Below are 14,473 nucleotides of genomic sequence, written 5' to 3'. Positions count from 1 at the left end.
TGTTTTATCTTTGTTGTTATTTCATAACCACTTTCTCTGCTGCTCGGATGAATAGCTCCACCCCTCGAACGAGGCAATCTTCATCGAAATCAAAGCGCGGGTGGTGATGTGGATAGATAAAACCTTTCTCCGCATTTCCGGCACCCAATTGAATAAAGCAGCCTGGTGCCTTTTCCAAATAAGCTGAAAAATCTTCCCCAGGCATCAAGGGGTCAATATACATGATGTCTTCCTCACCCCAGCGCTCCCGAATCGTCTCTTCCATCAGCTTCGTCACTTGAGTATCGTTTACGACTGAAGTGTAGCCGAGTGAGTAATTGAACGAATAGGAAGCTCCATGCGCGTCGGTAATCCCTTTGACAATGCGCTCGATCCACATCGGAATATTGTTGCGGATCTCTGCGTCAAAACACCGGGTAGAGCCTGTTAAAGTCAATGTGTCCGGGATGATATTGTAGGCTGTCCCTGCATTTAGCATGGTGACCGAGATGACCACCTTGTCCAATGCGCTCACATTGCGGGAAACGATTTGCTGCAAATGACTGATGACTTGTGCCCCGATAACGATAGGATCTACGGTCATTTCCGGCTGGGAAGAGTGCCCTCCCTTGCCCTGAATGGTGATATCAAAGCGATCAGTAGAAGATGTCAGCGCACCGTAGAGAACACCAAATTTTCCGACAGGCATATAAGACGCCAAATGAATGCCGATAATGGAATCCAAACCGTCCGCCGCACCCGCCTTGACGATTTCTGCTGCACCGCCTGGCGGCAATTCCTCAGCATGCTGGAAAAAGAACCGAACTTCGCCTTTGATCTGATCTTTGAATTGGGACAGAATTTTTGCTGTTCCCAAAAGCATTGCCGTATGGCCGTCATGACCGCACGCGTGCATGACCCCTGTTTCACTGGAGGCATAAGGCACCTGATTCTCTTCCTGAATCGGCAACGCATCGATATCTGCTCGAATGCCGAGTACGGGACCAGGCTGTGAACCAATCAAACGAGCTACCACACTAGTCGGAGTCGGACGAGTTAATTCAAGATTGCCAAAGGATGCCAATGTTTCATAAACGTACTGGGAAGTCTTGTTTTCTTGAAATGAAAGCTCAGGGTTTTGATGCAGATACCGGCGCCATGTTATGACTTGGTCTGCCACTTCCGCTGCCAACGCCTCTGGGTTCCAACTCATTCGCAACCACTCCTTCTCTATCTGTTGCAAAAGTTAAATAAAATTAAAAAATAATAACCTTTTCGTGAATATAACACATTTTTGCAAAAATGACAAACGTCCATTCTGGATGGACACACTATTTCATTCGTCCTCCACTCCCCTCGATTTATAAGATATTTTAGATAATTTCGTCAGGTGTGTCCATGCTAAACAAACTTTATGATTGATAAAACTATTTAGATTACTATTTTTAAAGGCTTTTCGTATCACGAAGTATAATCCTATGAAGACAACATCTTCTTTGGAGTGACGCAAACATGATGCAAAAGAAGAAAACCTTGAGACTAGAGTCTCCAAACCTACCAGATGACCTTTCCGACGTACAGCTCCATGAAATTCAATCCCATGACTTTATTGAATCGAAAATCATTCAAAACTGTCTGATTGAACATCAAAAGGCAACAAACGTCTGCTTTGAAAAAATGCACTTTCAAAACGTAACCTTTTCAGACTCCTCTTTGACAGGAGCGGAGCTGACAGATGTCCTATTTGAAAAATGTGACCTTTCCAATATAGATCTAAGCAATGCCATCATTCACAGGACTGAATTCAGAGAATGTAAGATGGTCGGGATGAATTTAACGGAAGTAACTTTGAGGAATGTCTTATTTGAGAAGTGTTTAGCAGACTTTTCAACGTTTCGATTTTCAAACGCAAAGCAGGTCATTTTTCAAGATAGTTTTTTATCCAAAGCAGATTTTAGCTATTCAAAGTTTCAAAAAATGGAGTGGTCTCGCACCCACATTGATCAAGCCCAGTTTTCCGGTACAAAACTAGAAGGAATTGATCTTAGTGATTGTCAGTTTGATGCATTAGGAGTGACTGTAGAGGATTTGAAAGGGTGTACCATATCTCGCGAGCAGGCGTATGTATTCGCGAAGCTGTTTGGTCTCATTGTGAATGAATAGCAGAACAAAAACCGATCTCATCACGTTCCTTTCTTGTTGAGACCGGTCTTCGTTCGTCCATTACAGATTGACTGCCACGATTACGAACTTGTTACCATTCTGCCTGAGCCATAGCTCACCGCCCCCTACCATGACCCCCTGATAATTGACAAAGGTCTGCTTTACATCTTGTTGCTGCAAGGCATGCCTTACTTTTTCCGTCATGATCTGATCGTACTCGGCATCAAATTGTTTTTCATTTGCGATAAAGCGACTTTGACCATCACTGTTCACTCGTAATGGAAACTGTACGTGATGGGCGATTGCCTCTTTATTGCCTTTGCTCACCCATTTCTGTAGCTTCCCGAAAAATGACTCGAACGCGTGTGGATCTGTGATACCTGCCACCTCATAGCGGTTCGTCGATTCTTGTGTATGTGCGTTCGTCACTGGCAAGCTTGTCCACATATGTGCGAACAGGAAGCAGCTTGCCGCGCCTAGCTTCACAAACTTTTTTTTGGGTATCCACATAACCAATTCTCCTTCGTTGCCAGAAATCTTCATCTAATCGTAGGTTCCCGCCTCCTCACCCCTGCTATGCAAAAAAACAGCCCTCTGCCAGACTGAACCGGCAAAGAAGCTGTTTTCAGCATTCTTCCCTCTTACGAATTTCGGTACTTCGCTTCCTGACTCTTTATTTCTTCCTCCGATTTGTTCAACGCGGCTTGTGGACCGGGGAAATGCTTTTGATAATAAGCCAGGTCCATGATCAGAAGGACAATAAACATGGCGATCAGCGCGTAGCCAGCCGTCTGGTTAGGAGGAATGACCATCATAATCGAGATAAATAAGATCCAGATCAAGCTCAGCACATTAATCGTCTTGCTCCAATTGCCCAAATTCCACGGACCGTAGTGCTTGCGCTGAAAGATCCCTTTTGCCTCTGCACGTAGCTTGAGATACAAAGGGATGCCGTAAGCAACGTAGAGTCCAACCACACTGACCGCTGTCAAAAACGCCAGTGTTGTATATGTCGTTTCTGGATTGATCCGTTTCACGATGTAATCAAACAAGGCGAGTGCAAAGGAAAGGATAATGACGAGCCAGATCGCTTTTGCTGGTGTTCTGTACTTGGTAGAAATCTCTGCCCAATGTCTGCTCCACGGCATCCCTTTGTCACGTGAAAATGCGTACAGCATCCGTGAGAAAGAAGTGATGGACGCAAGCCCGCAAAACCACATGGCAAACGTTACGAGCCATAGTACAACGGAACCAAAGGTCCCACCTAAAGCTTCACTAATGACATAAATAAAGGCATTCGGAGCCTCACTGGCCGCTGCTGCATTTTTGATGGAGAGAGTAACAAATGCGAGCATGATAAAACCAAAAATGAAAGAAAAGGCTACGGATGTGAATATCCCCCATGCAGCACGGACCCGTGGATTAATCGTTTCCTCAATTGTATGGGCTGACGCATCGTATCCAGTAAACGTCCACTGTGCCTGCAAAAGACCAATCAGGAAAGCGATCGCGTACGGTTTGTCAGAGAATGTCTGTCCGACTTGGAACAAGTAATCGAGCGGCTGTAATTCATGACGCGAAAAGAAGACCAAGCTTCCGACGAGGATCACCACAACTCCAATGTGGTACCAGGCCGAAAAATCATTCAGACGGGCGACAAGCCGAATCCCAATGTGATTGAAAATGCCGTGCAAGAGAAGAGTAATGCCGAACAAGATCAAAGTCGTTGTTTCCGTCGAAGTGTATCCAAATGCACTCGCCAACAGCGGGTCAGCAAACAAGGAAAAGGAGTAGTCAATTCCGGCTACGATCCCGATCTGACCGATCAAATTGATCCATGCCGTATACCATCCCCATCGTTTGCTCCCTAAAATGGCTGCCCAGTGATACAATGCACCTGCCGTCGGGATCGCAGAAGCGAGTTCCGACATAGATGCTGCAATCAAGATGACGAATAGGGCGACGATCGTCCATCCAAAGCCCATCATTCCTGAGCCGCCATACAGCAGCCCATGTCCATATAGTGAGACAGCACCCGTTAGAATCGAAATGATGGAAAAGGAAATAGCGAAGTTGGAGAAGCCACCCATATCCCGGAGAAGCTCTTGTGCATAGCCAAACTTGTTTAAGTCCTTTTTGTCCTCCAGTAGTTGATGTTCCCTCTCTTGCTGCATCTGTGATCCCCCCTCACGAGTTTGCCTTCGAGCCAATGAAGCTTTCGTGCTCGTCTTCATCAAAGCGGCGTACACTTTCGTTTGCCCGATACCCAATGGCGATCGCGACGACAATAGTCACCACAACTAATAGCAGACCAAGCCAGAGCATTCGTCCCCCTCCTTTTTTCCTAGATTCATCACATGGGCAAGGCCACAAGATTAGTACATTGTACGTATGAAATAAGCAGCTATACCATTGGAATGGACCACGCATGCTGATTCTGATTCATTCTGAACGAGATTCTTTGATGAGAACAACAAAAGCGCAGGAACATCTCCCTGCGCTCAAGTCGGTTGCCTTATGATATTTTCAATGTTTGTTCTTGCATATAGGACGTGATTTCTTCCAGTGGGAGCGGCTTGCTGAAAAGATATCCTTGCACCTCTTCGCAGAGATGCTCTTGAAGAAATGCAAGCTCATCGTTCGTTTCCACTCCCTCGGCGATGACCTTCAATTCCAGATGATGGGCCATGGAGATAATCGTGGAGACTATCGCCCGATTGCTAGCGCTTTTCTTCATGTCCCGAACAAATGATCGATCGATCTTCAGACGGTTTAACGGAAATTCCTTGAGATAAGAAAGGGAGCTGTATCCAGTTCCAAAATCATCGATGGCGATGTAGACCCCGAGCTGTTTTAGCTCCGCCAGTGTGTTGCTGGCACGGTGAACGTCGATCATCGTACTTTCCGTGATCTCCAACTCAAGAAAATGTGGCGCCAGACCAGTCTGCTCCAAAATATCTGCGACCATCTGGGTAAAGTCCTTCTTCAAAAACTGACGGGCTGACAGATTCACAGCTACGCGGATCGGCGGTAAACCGAGGTCTTGCCATACCTTGTTTTGCTGACACGCCGTCTGCAAGACCCACGCCCCTATTGGTACAATCAAGCCCGTTTCTTCTGCGACTGCAATGAATTGGTCGGGTGACACGAGTCCCCGCTCTGGATGGTTCCAGCGAATCAACGCTTCCATACCTACGATGGTCCCATCCGACGCGTTAACCTGTGGCTGGTAGTACAAAGTAAGCTCGCCTAAAGCAAGCGCTCGATTCAGCTCGTTTTGGATAAACATTTTATCGCTCGTGATTTGCTGCAAATCTGGCGCAAACATATGATAGCTGTTTTTTCCTCGCTCCTTGGCTGAATACATGGCGGTATCTGCCGTTTTCATGAGGCCATGACGGTCTTCTCCATCCATCGGATAACGGGAGATGCCAATACTGGTCGTAATGTAGAGCTCGTGACCATTAATGAGAAATGACTGCTCGATCGTTCGGTTGAGAGAATCTGCGACTTGCACGACTGTCTCTTCCGATACGTCTGCCATAATAACCATAAACTCATCTCCGCCCAGTCTGCTCACAACACCTCTTTGTCCGATGCAATTACTCAGGCGCATGGCCGCTTCCTTTAACAACAAGTCGCCGTAGTCATGTCCGAGCGAATCGTTGACGAGCTTGAAACGGTCCAAGTCAAGAAACATCACATAGAAGATATACTCAAGCTGTCTTGCTTCTTCAATCATTGTATCCAGCTTTTCTTCCACAAATCTGCGATTCGGCAGCCCAGTAAGTGCATCATGAAAGGCCAGATAATTCACCTTGGCCTCCGCTTGTTTTTGGACCGTCACGTCTCTCGCGATGAGAAAGACTCCCGCTACCTTGTGATCAACAAACACAGGAACATTGGTCATGTTCAAATGAATCTGACGTTGTTGGGTAGTCAAGGCAACTTCGTAATTTCTCGATTCTCCACGAACGGCTAACTCAAAGAAAGAGGCTACGCACTCGCCATCCTCGATGTCGCACATGCGAATGAAAGCCTCGAGGGGAAGCCACTTCTCTTCGGTTAGACGTATTGCAGCAGGGTTTAATACACTTTCCTTTCCGTCTACGGAGTAAAAAATAACAGCATCGTAATTATGCTCAAACAGTGATATGTATCGCTGGTCACTCTCTATGATCCGCCGGGTCTTCCCTGCAAACAACTTGTCCATGTAGATGGACACAAGCGTTACACCGAGAATCAACAGCGTAACAACTCCAACTGCATAGGCAATCATCCTCGCATCAGCAGCCATGTAAGCTTCCTTGGCTACGGTATGATGGCCACTGACAAATGTAGTAGCGAACATTCCCGTGTAATGCATGCCGGCGACAGCCGCACCCATAAGCAGGCCCGCCAATAGCTTCAATCTGAAACCTTTTGCGCTGTCCGCATTGCGCAAGCGATACGTCAACTGCAGAGCTACTACCGACACCGCTATTGCCACGAGAATAGACAAACTAAACCAAAACCAATCGTACGTAATGACTGCATCCATTTGCATGGCAGCCATTCCGGTGTAATGCATCGAGGCGATCCCAGCTCCCATGAATAGTGCGCCGACAAGCAGCCTTTTCCCTGTCAGTGAGTGAGTACTGATCACCCATAGTGCGATACCAGAGGCTATAATCGCAAACAAAATGGATAAAAAGACTATCCCGACATCGTAATGAACTTGAATGGACAGGTGCAAAGCAAGCATCGCCACGAAATGCATGGCCCATATTCCCAGACCCATCGACACCGCACCCGTACACAGCCAAAACAGGCGCCCCTTGCTTGGAGAGCCGTGAATACGCGCGCTTACATTTAGCGCAGTGTACGACGCCAAGACCGCAAGTAAGTAAGAAAAAGAAACAAGTCCAAGATTGTACGAATGGCTCAGCGTGTTCATTCATTTCCCCTTTTAACGGAGTTTCTTCGATTGAGATATGGTAATATTCCCCTATCTTATCCCTTTTATTTTCAACTGACAAGAAGCTCAACCGCTTCTGTATGCTCAATGCTTTTACTGCCTGAATGAAGTGCTGGGAACTTTTCGATCAGCAGAAACCGAGCAAGACGGGGATACTAAACCAACGACGACGCCGTAAAGGGAGTGAGTGCCTTGATCCGTTTGGGCTATGCCTGTATCAGCGTAAAGACGAAAAACAACCCAAACAAAAAAACGACAGTCGCGCAGCTGAATAAATTAGAACCCCAAGCACGCCTGAAAAAGCTGAGACAAATTTTGCAAACGAACTTTTTCAATCTGATGGACCTGCTAGCTTACAATGTGGAAAACCACATTTTCCTGTATCGCATCCCTTCAGAATTTGTACCATTAGCTACCCATACCGTTGCAGAAAACTGGGATTGGGCCAAGGAATTTGCCTGGGACTTTCAAAAGGCTGGGGAATTCATACGGAGAAAAGGTATTCGCATGACAGCCCATCCCGGTCATTTCAGTATCTTGAATAGTGAAAAACCTGCCATTGTTCAATCGGCGATCACCGATTTCAGTTATCATGCCCGCGTCTTTGATTTGCTTGGTTTGGATGACAACTCAGTGCTGGTGACTCACATCGGTGGTGGCATCGATGACAAAGCAGCCGCACTCGACAGGTTCGCTACCCATTTCGAACAACTCCCCGATTCTGTAAAAAGGCGACTCGTCGTCGAGAACGATGACACTTCCTTTACCATGGTCGAGGCATTAGAGCTATGTGAACGAATTGGTATTCCCATGGTCTTGGACATTCATCACCATCACTGTTTAAACAACGGAGAAAACTGGGTCGATTATTTGCCGCGTATCATTCAAACATGGGGAGACCGAACTCCCAAAATGCACATGTCCTCTCCAAAGTCGGAAAAAGATTTCCGTTCCCATGCGGACAACATAAATCCGGATGAGTTCGTGAACTTCATTTCTTCTCTGACCCAATACAATGTCGATATTATTCTGGAATGCAAAAACAAGGACGATGCGTTGCTGACTCTTCGCCGGGAGATGAAAAAACGAGGAGTTGAAGCAGAAGCTTTTGCCTCAAAATCTTGACTGGTCCTGACAAAGAAAAGACGCCACTGTTTTCGTGGCGTCTTTTTTTCTTTTTTAATGCGCACAGCCACAATCGCATCCGCAACCGCATCCCGAAGAGGAGCCTCTATGATCGTGAGAACTGAAGGAACTACTTCCTTTATGATCCCATGCTTGGCAACGATCGTGATAATGCTTCATTCTGCGTTGATGATGCTTGTAATGCTTGCGATATTCACTGTATTTGCGACGGTTTTCCCGATGCTGCTCGCATTTGTGATGATAGTACTGCATCCGATCCATGTGGAACTGGAACTTGAACAGGTACATTTCAATTTCCACGCCCGCATGTCCTCGTGGCATCGCGTTGGGCGATGCATTTGGCGATCCCCAGTTCGGCATCATGTTTGGAGACGAATTCGGATGTCTTCTGTTGGGCATCATGTTCGGCGAAGAGTTTGGCATTCTGCGATTCGGCATCATGTTTGGGGATGAATTCGGCGGCCTGCGGTTTGGCATCATATTTGGCGACGAGTTCGGCATTCTACGGTGCGGCATGTTCGGAGAAACGTTAGGCGGTCTGTGATTCGGCATTGGCATTCCCATATTCGGTGGCATTGGATTCACTGGTTTGCGGTTCGGCATCGGGTTAGCTGGCATCCGATTTGGTGGCATTGGATTTGCTGGCATCCGATTTGGAGCCTTCGGAATGGATTGATTCGGCGATGGAAGAATCGGTCGCTGTGGCATAGGGCGCATTGGTTTTACTGGTTTTGGCCGTTTCGGCAACTCAGGGGATGGATTGATGGGAGATGGGAAGTTTGGTGACGGTCGTAGATTTGGAGAAGGCAAATTCGGTGATGGCACGTTCGGCGATGGCACGTTCGGCGATGGCACGTTTGGCGACGGCACGTTTGGCGATGGCACGTTTGGCGATGGACGATTTGGTGATGGAACTTTCGGGGCCGGCATCATCGATGGCGGTTTTGGCATTTCTTTCGGCCGTCTCGGCAGAGCAGGAGGCATTGGAGCCATACTTGGAGGTACTTTACGTCGTTTTTCCAAGGAATGGAACACGTCCTTTCTAGTGAAATCACACAGTACATGGTATGACGTTTATCCCGCTCAAGAAACGACACTCGCCCAGTTTACGAAAAAGGACTAAGCCCGTTTTTTGAAAAAATAGTGAGTCGCCGTGACAACATGCCACTTGACTGCGCAAATGCATAGGTTACAATTGAGGTACTTATAAAAATAATCAGACAGCTGCACATGAACGAAAGTGAGGAAGACGTATGCCGGGAAAAAGGCTTTCACGTTTTGCCCAATCACATACATGCCCAGGAAGAGGGGTTAGGATCTAGTATCCTAACCCCTCTTTCTTTTCGTTCTCTGCTATGCTAAAGGAGGAAAATCAGTCATGAATCAGCAAACAAACGTTTTGAAAATGGATGGGAATCACTTGGGTATTGAAGAGGTTGTGTCCATCGCCAGAAATGGTGTTCGGATTGAGCTTACAGCGGATGCTTTAGAAAATGTGCGACAATCCCGCAACATGGTCGAGCAAATAATCAAGGAGCAACGCGTGGTTTATGGCATCACTACCGGTTTTGGCAAATTTTCCGATGTAATGATCTCCGGTGACGATGTGAGCAATCTGCAGGAGAACCTTATTATGAGTCACGCGTGCGGCATGGGTGAACCTTATCCCTTGGAAGTCGTTCGCTCCATGATGGCACTCCGTATTAATGCATTAGCCAAAGGCTTCTCTGGTATCCGTGAAGAAACGCTACTCCACCTCGTCGAGCTATGCAATCGTGGTGTCCATCCGATTATTCCTCAACAGGGTTCTTTGGGTGCAAGCGGTGACCTCGCCCCTCTCGCCCATATGGTATTGGTTATGTTGGGCAAGGGCGAAGCTGAAGTAAATGGTCAGCGTCTATCTGGCAAAGCTGCTCTAGAGCAGGTAGGCCTCGCTCCCATTCGTCTCCAAGCCAAAGAAGGTCTTGCCCTCATCAACGGGACACAAGCCATGACCGCACAACTCTGCCTGGCACTTTACGATTCACGTGTTCTGATGGAGAGTGCCGAGGTCATTTCCGCCATGACAGTGGAAGCTCTGCGGGGCATACCGAAAGCGTTTGACCCGCAGCTCCATCTCGTACGCCCTCATCCTGGCCAACAAGAATCGGCACGCAAGCTTCTCATTCACCTCCAAGGTAGCGAGAGAACGACAGATCAAGGAGAATTGCGCGTGCAAGATCCGTACAGCCTGCGCTGCATTCCACAGGTACATGGCGCTACCCGAGATACCCTCGAATATGTCTGGACAACGGTCACGCGCGAATGCAATAGCGTCACAGACAACCCTATATTGTTTACGGAGACAGGCGATATCATCTCCGGCGGCAACTTCCATGGACAGCCCATGGCCTTTGCAGCTGATTTTATGGCGATCGCCATTGCGGAGCTGGCCAACATTTCTGAGCGTCGCACGGAGCGGCTCGTCAATCCACAGCTGAGTGGACTCCCTGGCTTCCTGACGGAAAATGGAGGGCTTCACTCTGGATTTATGATTACCCAATACGTGGCAGCCTCTATTGTTTCTGAAAATAAAGTGTTGTGCCATCCTGCTTCCGTCGATTCCATCCCTTCTTCCGCCAACCAGGAAGATCACGTGAGCATGGGAACCACAGCTACTCGCAAATTGCGCACAGTCGTCGCCAATACGACAAAAGTTCTCGCTATCGAATATTTGGCCGCAGCGCAAGCGATTGATTTTGGTTCGGGCGCTCTCGGAAAAGGTACAGGACGCGCCTATGAACAGATTCGAAAAGTCATTCCACGTCTCACTGACGACAGAGAGATGCACCCTGATTTGCTCCAAGCAGAGAAGCTGGTTCATGAAGGATCTCTCATGTGGGTGTAAGCAGCTCCTTACAGCCCCATTCATTTTACGGCTGTCGTCTGCTATGATATAGGAGAAGGCAATGCAAGCGTAACCTGGAGGGCTGCCCTATGAATTCATCCAAACAGCCAGTCCGACCCGCATCGATATTACTTTTTGATGGCGTCTGTCATTTGTGCCACGGTGCCGTTCAATTTATATTGCAGCGTGATCCTATTGGCCGCATTCATTTTGCCTCTTTGCAATCCGAAAAAGGGCAGGAGCTCTTGTCTGCTTATCGGTACGAAGGCAATCTACAGTCTGTTGTCTTGATTGAGGACGGAGAGCTCTATACAAAATCCGATGCAGTCCTGCGTGTGGGACGAAAGCTCAGCGGAGCATGGCCAGCGCTATCGTTGATTGGAATGGCATTCCCCCGAGGACTTCGTGATGTAGTGTATAATTGGATCGCACGGAATCGCTATCGGTGGTTAGGCCAATCCGAGCAATGCATGTTGCCAACTCCCGACATCAGATCCCGCTTTTTAGAATAACAAGAGCCCAAGCAAAAAGGGGCGTGTCCTTTGACGCAGCCCCTTTCCTCTTTTTTTTCCGTTATTGTACGATCGCTTGCGGATGATCTTCGCTCACGAAATCTGCTGCTTTGGCATTCGCTTCCACCTGAGCCGGGCTTTTGCTTCCCGGAATGACGGTCGTGACAGCAGGATGCTTGAGGCACCAGGCCAATGCCCACTGCGCCATATCCATTCCTTCAGGTAATTCATTTTGCTTGATCTCTTCCACCTGTTTGAGAAGATTAGCGACGTGCTCCTGATCGTGACGGTGTCTGACATCGTTCCCCGCAAAAACGGAACCTGGCTTGTATTTGCCACTCAAGTATCCACTCGCCAAAGGCACACGTGCCAAGACTCCCAGATCTTGCTGCTCGCAGGAAGCAAATACAGCTTCCTCAGGTTTACGATCTAAGCGGTTGTACACGACTTGAATGGTTTTTGCATTTACCTGCGACGCGGACTGTGTCTGATGCAGGTTTTCATTTTTGGCGATAGAGAGGCCCAGATGTCTGATTTTCCCTGCTTGTACTTGTTTATCGAGCATGGTCCAAAGCTCGTCGTTATCAAAGGACTCATCTGGACCGGAATGGAACTGATACAAATCAATGTAATCCGTTTTCAGAGCTCCCAAAGAGCGATCGAGTTGCTGCAATACTTCTGCCGCCCCATATTGGTTCGTACGGGTGAACTTGTCATGAAAATGATGACCGAATTTGGTGGCTACGACCCAGTCTTCACGACGATTTCTACGAAGGTAATCCCCGATCAGGCTCTCGGACAAATGATCGCCATAGCATTCTGCAGTATCGATCAAATTAATACCGAGTTCTTTTGCCTTGTCCAGGATCTGATCGACGTCGTGTTGAGAAAAGTCCATTCCCCATTCGCCGCCAAATTGCCAAGTACCTACTCCAACCACCGAAACATTCAGATCTGTTTTCCCCAATCTGCGGTACTTCATGCAAGCCCCTCCCCTTTTTTGCTACCTTATGGCAACCGAGCGAACTGTCGCTCAGGTGCAGCCATCGCGAATTAGATCGTCTTTTCAATCGTCAGCTGGCTGATAAACGCTTGTGTGTTGGCTTTGCGCTCTTTACGCATTTTCTTGCGTTCTTCAGCTGACGCCATCAATCGCTTCTCCTCATCGGTTTCCGGAACGATGCTAGGCACATCCGTAGGGTTGCCAGCTTCGTCCAAAGCGACGAAGGTGAGAAACGAGGTTGCGGTCAAAACGCGTACGCCCGTTTGCAGATTTTCTGATATCACCTTCACAAAAACTTCCATTGACGTTCTTCCTGTAGAAGAAACAAACGCTTCGAGACAAATGGAATGCCCCATTTTGACGGGTGCCAGGAAATCGATGGAGTCTATAGAAGCCGTTACGACTGGGCGACGCGAATGGCGCATCGCAGCGATGGCGGCCACTTCATCTACATAGGCCATCATCGTGCCCCCAAAGATCGTACCGTGATAATTCGTGTCAGAAGGTTGAACCAGAGAAGCCTGAATGGTTCGAGAGTCTTGGGTTGTCTTGAATTTCATTGCTGTTTCTCCTTTGCGAATCTACTAAATGCCGTTCCCATCATATCACAAGGCAACCGTCGTTCCAATCAGATGCCAAGACCTACGCGCAGGTAACGTTCTGTCAGAATCGTTTCTACTTGTGGTGACTGATCTTGTAGCAAATACCGGAGTAATGGTAGATTCCATTCATAAGCAGGTCGATATCCATCCAGTGCAAACAACGTATCGTCCACATGTACAGCAAGCTTGCGCCGTTCGATACTGGCGCAATAAAAATGCTCCAGATAGTCAGTTCCCCAACGTGAGAATGAAGAAGTCTCTGTCGTAACAGCGGTTAACAAGATCCCTTCTCCTGTCTCAATCAAATCAATCGGATACAATTGACAGCTAAATGGCTTGAGCGGGTGGAGCTCTCGTCCGGTCTGTTCCGCGTACGCGTGAATCGCGCAGCCGTACTTACCGTTATTCTCTTGATAAAAGAGACAGTCGCCGTGACGCATACGGATCGTCCCTGGCAGTTGACTCACATCCCAAATGCCCTTCTCCAGCCAATTTTTACGCTCTCCTTCTTCTTTCAAGCGAGCCGCGATGTTTGGCAGCTCTGCTTCCATTACGGGAATCTGTCCCTTTTCAACCGCGTATGGTTGTCCACCTTCACAGCAGGTCTCACGGTGAACGGTCCGGCAATTCCAGCAATCGAGATGAAAGAGGGAAAGCAAGGCAGACACATCCACCCAATACTCCCCTGCTCGAACGAACTCGCCACGATTCTTCTTGATGTATTTTTCACAGTGGTACGCCTCTTTTTGTGTCATCGGATCAGGCGTACCGACATAACGATATCGTTGCTGCGGTTTCATTTCTCCAGAACGACTTCCGCTTCGGTGCCAAAAATGGCGAGGCGTCCTTCTTCATAAGTGGCCAGGTCTACTTCCTCACCTGGAATTTCCATCAAGATTTCCACGGTTTCTGCCTCTTCGTCTACAAACAGTAGCAACAGATCTTTTTCTTCAAACTCGTTCTCCGTGAGTTTAAAGCCAGTTAGCTTGCCCTTGAATTGCGTTTCTTCTTCCTCATCCTCACGATCTGTATCCCATTGTGTAAAAGTAATCGTCGTTACCTGGTTTTCAAATTCGTCCGTCAAAAGGCGGAGCAGTCGTTCGTGTTGTTGAATATCCATGTCTATCCCTCCGAAAGTGATGTTACTGCCCATCATATCAGACCAGCCGCTGAAAGCCAAAAGAAATACCGCTTCAACTGTCGAAGCGGCTTATCCTATCCGGT

General features: G+C 47.9%; 16 protein-coding genes. 6 read left to right on the top strand and 10 right to left on the bottom strand.

Annotated elements, in window-relative coordinates; genetic code table 11:
• Positions 1 to 16: 16 nt before the first annotated feature.
• Positions 17 to 1,192: an amidohydrolase gene (locus tag AN963_RS04520; protein ID WP_055743342.1), complete on the bottom strand. Its 1,176-nt coding sequence runs from the start codon at positions 1,190 to 1,192 to the stop codon at positions 17 to 19.
• Positions 1,193 to 1,491: 299 nt separating this feature from the next.
• On the opposite strand from AN963_RS04520, the gene AN963_RS04515 reads away from it, so the two are divergent.
• Positions 1,492 to 2,142, top strand: a complete 651-nt coding sequence (locus AN963_RS04515; RefSeq protein WP_201783703.1) for a pentapeptide repeat-containing protein — start codon at positions 1,492 to 1,494, stop codon at positions 2,140 to 2,142.
• Positions 2,143 to 2,202: 60 nt separating this feature from the next.
• Here the strand turns inward: AN963_RS04515 and AN963_RS04510 are convergent, their stop codons facing one another.
• The 4 genes from AN963_RS04510 to AN963_RS04500 all read right to left on the bottom strand — a co-directional run bounded on the left by AN963_RS04510 (position 2,203) and on the right by AN963_RS04500 (position 7,078).
• The gene (locus AN963_RS04510; RefSeq protein ID WP_152985602.1) at positions 2,203 to 2,652 is read right to left on the bottom strand and encodes a hypothetical protein; all 450 of its coding nucleotides are present in this window, start codon (positions 2,650 to 2,652) and stop codon (positions 2,203 to 2,205) included.
• Between the two features lie 131 nt (positions 2,653 to 2,783).
• Complete coding sequence (locus AN963_RS04505) at positions 2,784 to 4,316, bottom strand: amino acid permease (protein WP_055743340.1); 1,533 nt, start codon at positions 4,314 to 4,316, stop codon at positions 2,784 to 2,786.
• A gap of 13 nt (positions 4,317 to 4,329) precedes the next feature.
• Complete coding sequence (locus AN963_RS31425; RefSeq protein WP_169791906.1) at positions 4,330 to 4,467, bottom strand: hypothetical protein; 138 nt, start codon at positions 4,465 to 4,467, stop codon at positions 4,330 to 4,332.
• A 190-nt stretch (positions 4,468 to 4,657) separates the two neighbouring features.
• Positions 4,658 to 7,078 carry an EAL domain-containing protein gene (locus AN963_RS04500; RefSeq protein WP_055743339.1) on the bottom strand — a complete coding sequence of 807 codons (2,421 nt, stop codon included), beginning with the start codon at positions 7,076 to 7,078 and terminating at the stop codon, positions 4,658 to 4,660.
• A gap of 213 nt (positions 7,079 to 7,291) precedes the next feature.
• Between AN963_RS04500 and uvsE the strand changes: the two genes are divergently transcribed.
• A complete protein-coding gene (uvsE, locus tag AN963_RS04495) occupies positions 7,292 to 8,224 on the top strand; it encodes a UV DNA damage repair endonuclease UvsE (RefSeq protein WP_055743338.1) in 933 nt (310 codons plus the stop codon).
• Positions 8,225 to 8,278: 54 nt separating this feature from the next.
• On the opposite strand, the gene AN963_RS30730 is transcribed toward uvsE, so the two are convergent.
• A complete protein-coding gene (locus tag AN963_RS30730) occupies positions 8,279 to 8,545 on the bottom strand; it encodes a hypothetical protein (RefSeq protein ID WP_152985601.1) in 267 nt (88 codons plus the stop codon).
• Between the two features lie 25 nt (positions 8,546 to 8,570).
• Here AN963_RS30730 and AN963_RS31780 point away from each other — a divergent pair, with 25 nt between their 5' ends.
• The 4 genes from AN963_RS31780 (at position 8,571) to AN963_RS04475 (ending at position 11,644) form a co-directional block, all read left to right on the top strand.
• Entirely contained in the window at positions 8,571 to 8,789 is a 219-nt protein-coding gene (locus AN963_RS31780) for a hypothetical protein (RefSeq protein WP_236707941.1), read from the top strand.
• Positions 8,790 to 9,008: 219 nt separating this feature from the next.
• Entirely contained in the window at positions 9,009 to 9,368 is a 360-nt protein-coding gene (locus tag AN963_RS32220) for a hypothetical protein (protein WP_055743336.1), read from the top strand.
• Between the two features lie 255 nt (positions 9,369 to 9,623).
• Positions 9,624 to 11,132, top strand: coding sequence for a histidine ammonia-lyase (hutH, locus tag AN963_RS04480; protein ID WP_055743335.1), 1,509 nt, complete (start codon positions 9,624 to 9,626; stop codon positions 11,130 to 11,132).
• An 89-nt stretch (positions 11,133 to 11,221) separates the two neighbouring features.
• Positions 11,222 to 11,644, top strand: a complete 423-nt coding sequence (locus tag AN963_RS04475; protein WP_055743334.1) for a thiol-disulfide oxidoreductase DCC family protein — start codon at positions 11,222 to 11,224, stop codon at positions 11,642 to 11,644.
• 61 nt (positions 11,645 to 11,705) lie between these two features.
• Here the strand turns inward: AN963_RS04475 and AN963_RS04470 are convergent, their stop codons facing one another.
• The 4 genes from AN963_RS04470 to AN963_RS04455 all read right to left on the bottom strand — a co-directional run bounded on the left by AN963_RS04470 (position 11,706) and on the right by AN963_RS04455 (position 14,369).
• Positions 11,706 to 12,626, bottom strand: coding sequence for an aldo/keto reductase (locus tag AN963_RS04470; RefSeq protein ID WP_055743333.1), 921 nt, complete (start codon positions 12,624 to 12,626; stop codon positions 11,706 to 11,708).
• Between the two features lie 71 nt (positions 12,627 to 12,697).
• Positions 12,698 to 13,207, bottom strand: a complete 510-nt coding sequence (locus AN963_RS04465; protein ID WP_055743332.1) for an acyl-CoA thioesterase — start codon at positions 13,205 to 13,207, stop codon at positions 12,698 to 12,700.
• A gap of 68 nt (positions 13,208 to 13,275) precedes the next feature.
• Positions 13,276 to 14,049, bottom strand: coding sequence for a DUF3109 family protein (locus AN963_RS04460; RefSeq protein ID WP_055743331.1), 774 nt, complete (start codon positions 14,047 to 14,049; stop codon positions 13,276 to 13,278).
• The gene (locus AN963_RS04455; RefSeq protein ID WP_055743330.1) at positions 14,046 to 14,369 is read right to left on the bottom strand and encodes a hypothetical protein; all 324 of its coding nucleotides are present in this window, start codon (positions 14,367 to 14,369) and stop codon (positions 14,046 to 14,048) included. Before AN963_RS04455 ends, AN963_RS04460 begins: the two co-directional genes overlap by 4 nt.
• Positions 14,370 to 14,473: the final 104 nt, after the last annotated feature.

This window comes from Brevibacillus choshinensis, assembly GCF_001420695.1.
Taxonomy (GTDB): Bacteria; Bacillota; Bacilli; order Brevibacillales; family Brevibacillaceae; genus Brevibacillus; species Brevibacillus choshinensis.
Note: the sequence above shows the minus strand (reverse complement) of the source record. Positions and strands in the feature narration are given on the sequence as shown.

Coding starts and splice junctions, on each gene's coding strand:
- AN963_RS04520 (WP_055743342.1), bottom strand. CDS start 1,192: ATGAGTTGGAACCCAGAGGCGTTGGCAGCGGAAGTGGCAGACCAAGTC.
- AN963_RS04515 (WP_201783703.1), top strand. CDS start 1,492: ATGATGCAAAAGAAGAAAACCTTGAGACTAGAGTCTCCAAACCTACCA.
- AN963_RS04510 (WP_152985602.1), bottom strand. CDS start 2,652: ATGTGGATACCCAAAAAAAAGTTTGTGAAGCTAGGCGCGGCAAGCTGC.
- AN963_RS04505 (WP_055743340.1), bottom strand. CDS start 4,316: ATGCAGCAAGAGAGGGAACATCAACTACTGGAGGACAAAAAGGACTTA.
- AN963_RS31425 (WP_169791906.1), bottom strand. CDS start 4,467: ATGCTCTGGCTTGGTCTGCTATTAGTTGTGGTGACTATTGTCGTCGCG.
- AN963_RS04500 (WP_055743339.1), bottom strand. CDS start 7,078: ATGAACACGCTGAGCCATTCGTACAATCTTGGACTTGTTTCTTTTTCT.
- AN963_RS32220 (WP_055743336.1), top strand. CDS start 9,009: ATGGGAGATGGGAAGTTTGGTGACGGTCGTAGATTTGGAGAAGGCAAA.
- hutH (WP_055743335.1), top strand. CDS start 9,624: ATGAATCAGCAAACAAACGTTTTGAAAATGGATGGGAATCACTTGGGT.
- AN963_RS04475 (WP_055743334.1), top strand. CDS start 11,222: ATGAATTCATCCAAACAGCCAGTCCGACCCGCATCGATATTACTTTTT.
- AN963_RS04470 (WP_055743333.1), bottom strand. CDS start 12,626: ATGAAGTACCGCAGATTGGGGAAAACAGATCTGAATGTTTCGGTGGTT.
- AN963_RS04465 (WP_055743332.1), bottom strand. CDS start 13,207: ATGAAATTCAAGACAACCCAAGACTCTCGAACCATTCAGGCTTCTCTG.
- AN963_RS04460 (WP_055743331.1), bottom strand. CDS start 14,049: ATGAAACCGCAGCAACGATATCGTTATGTCGGTACGCCTGATCCGATG.
- AN963_RS04455 (WP_055743330.1), bottom strand. CDS start 14,369: ATGGATATTCAACAACACGAACGACTGCTCCGCCTTTTGACGGACGAA.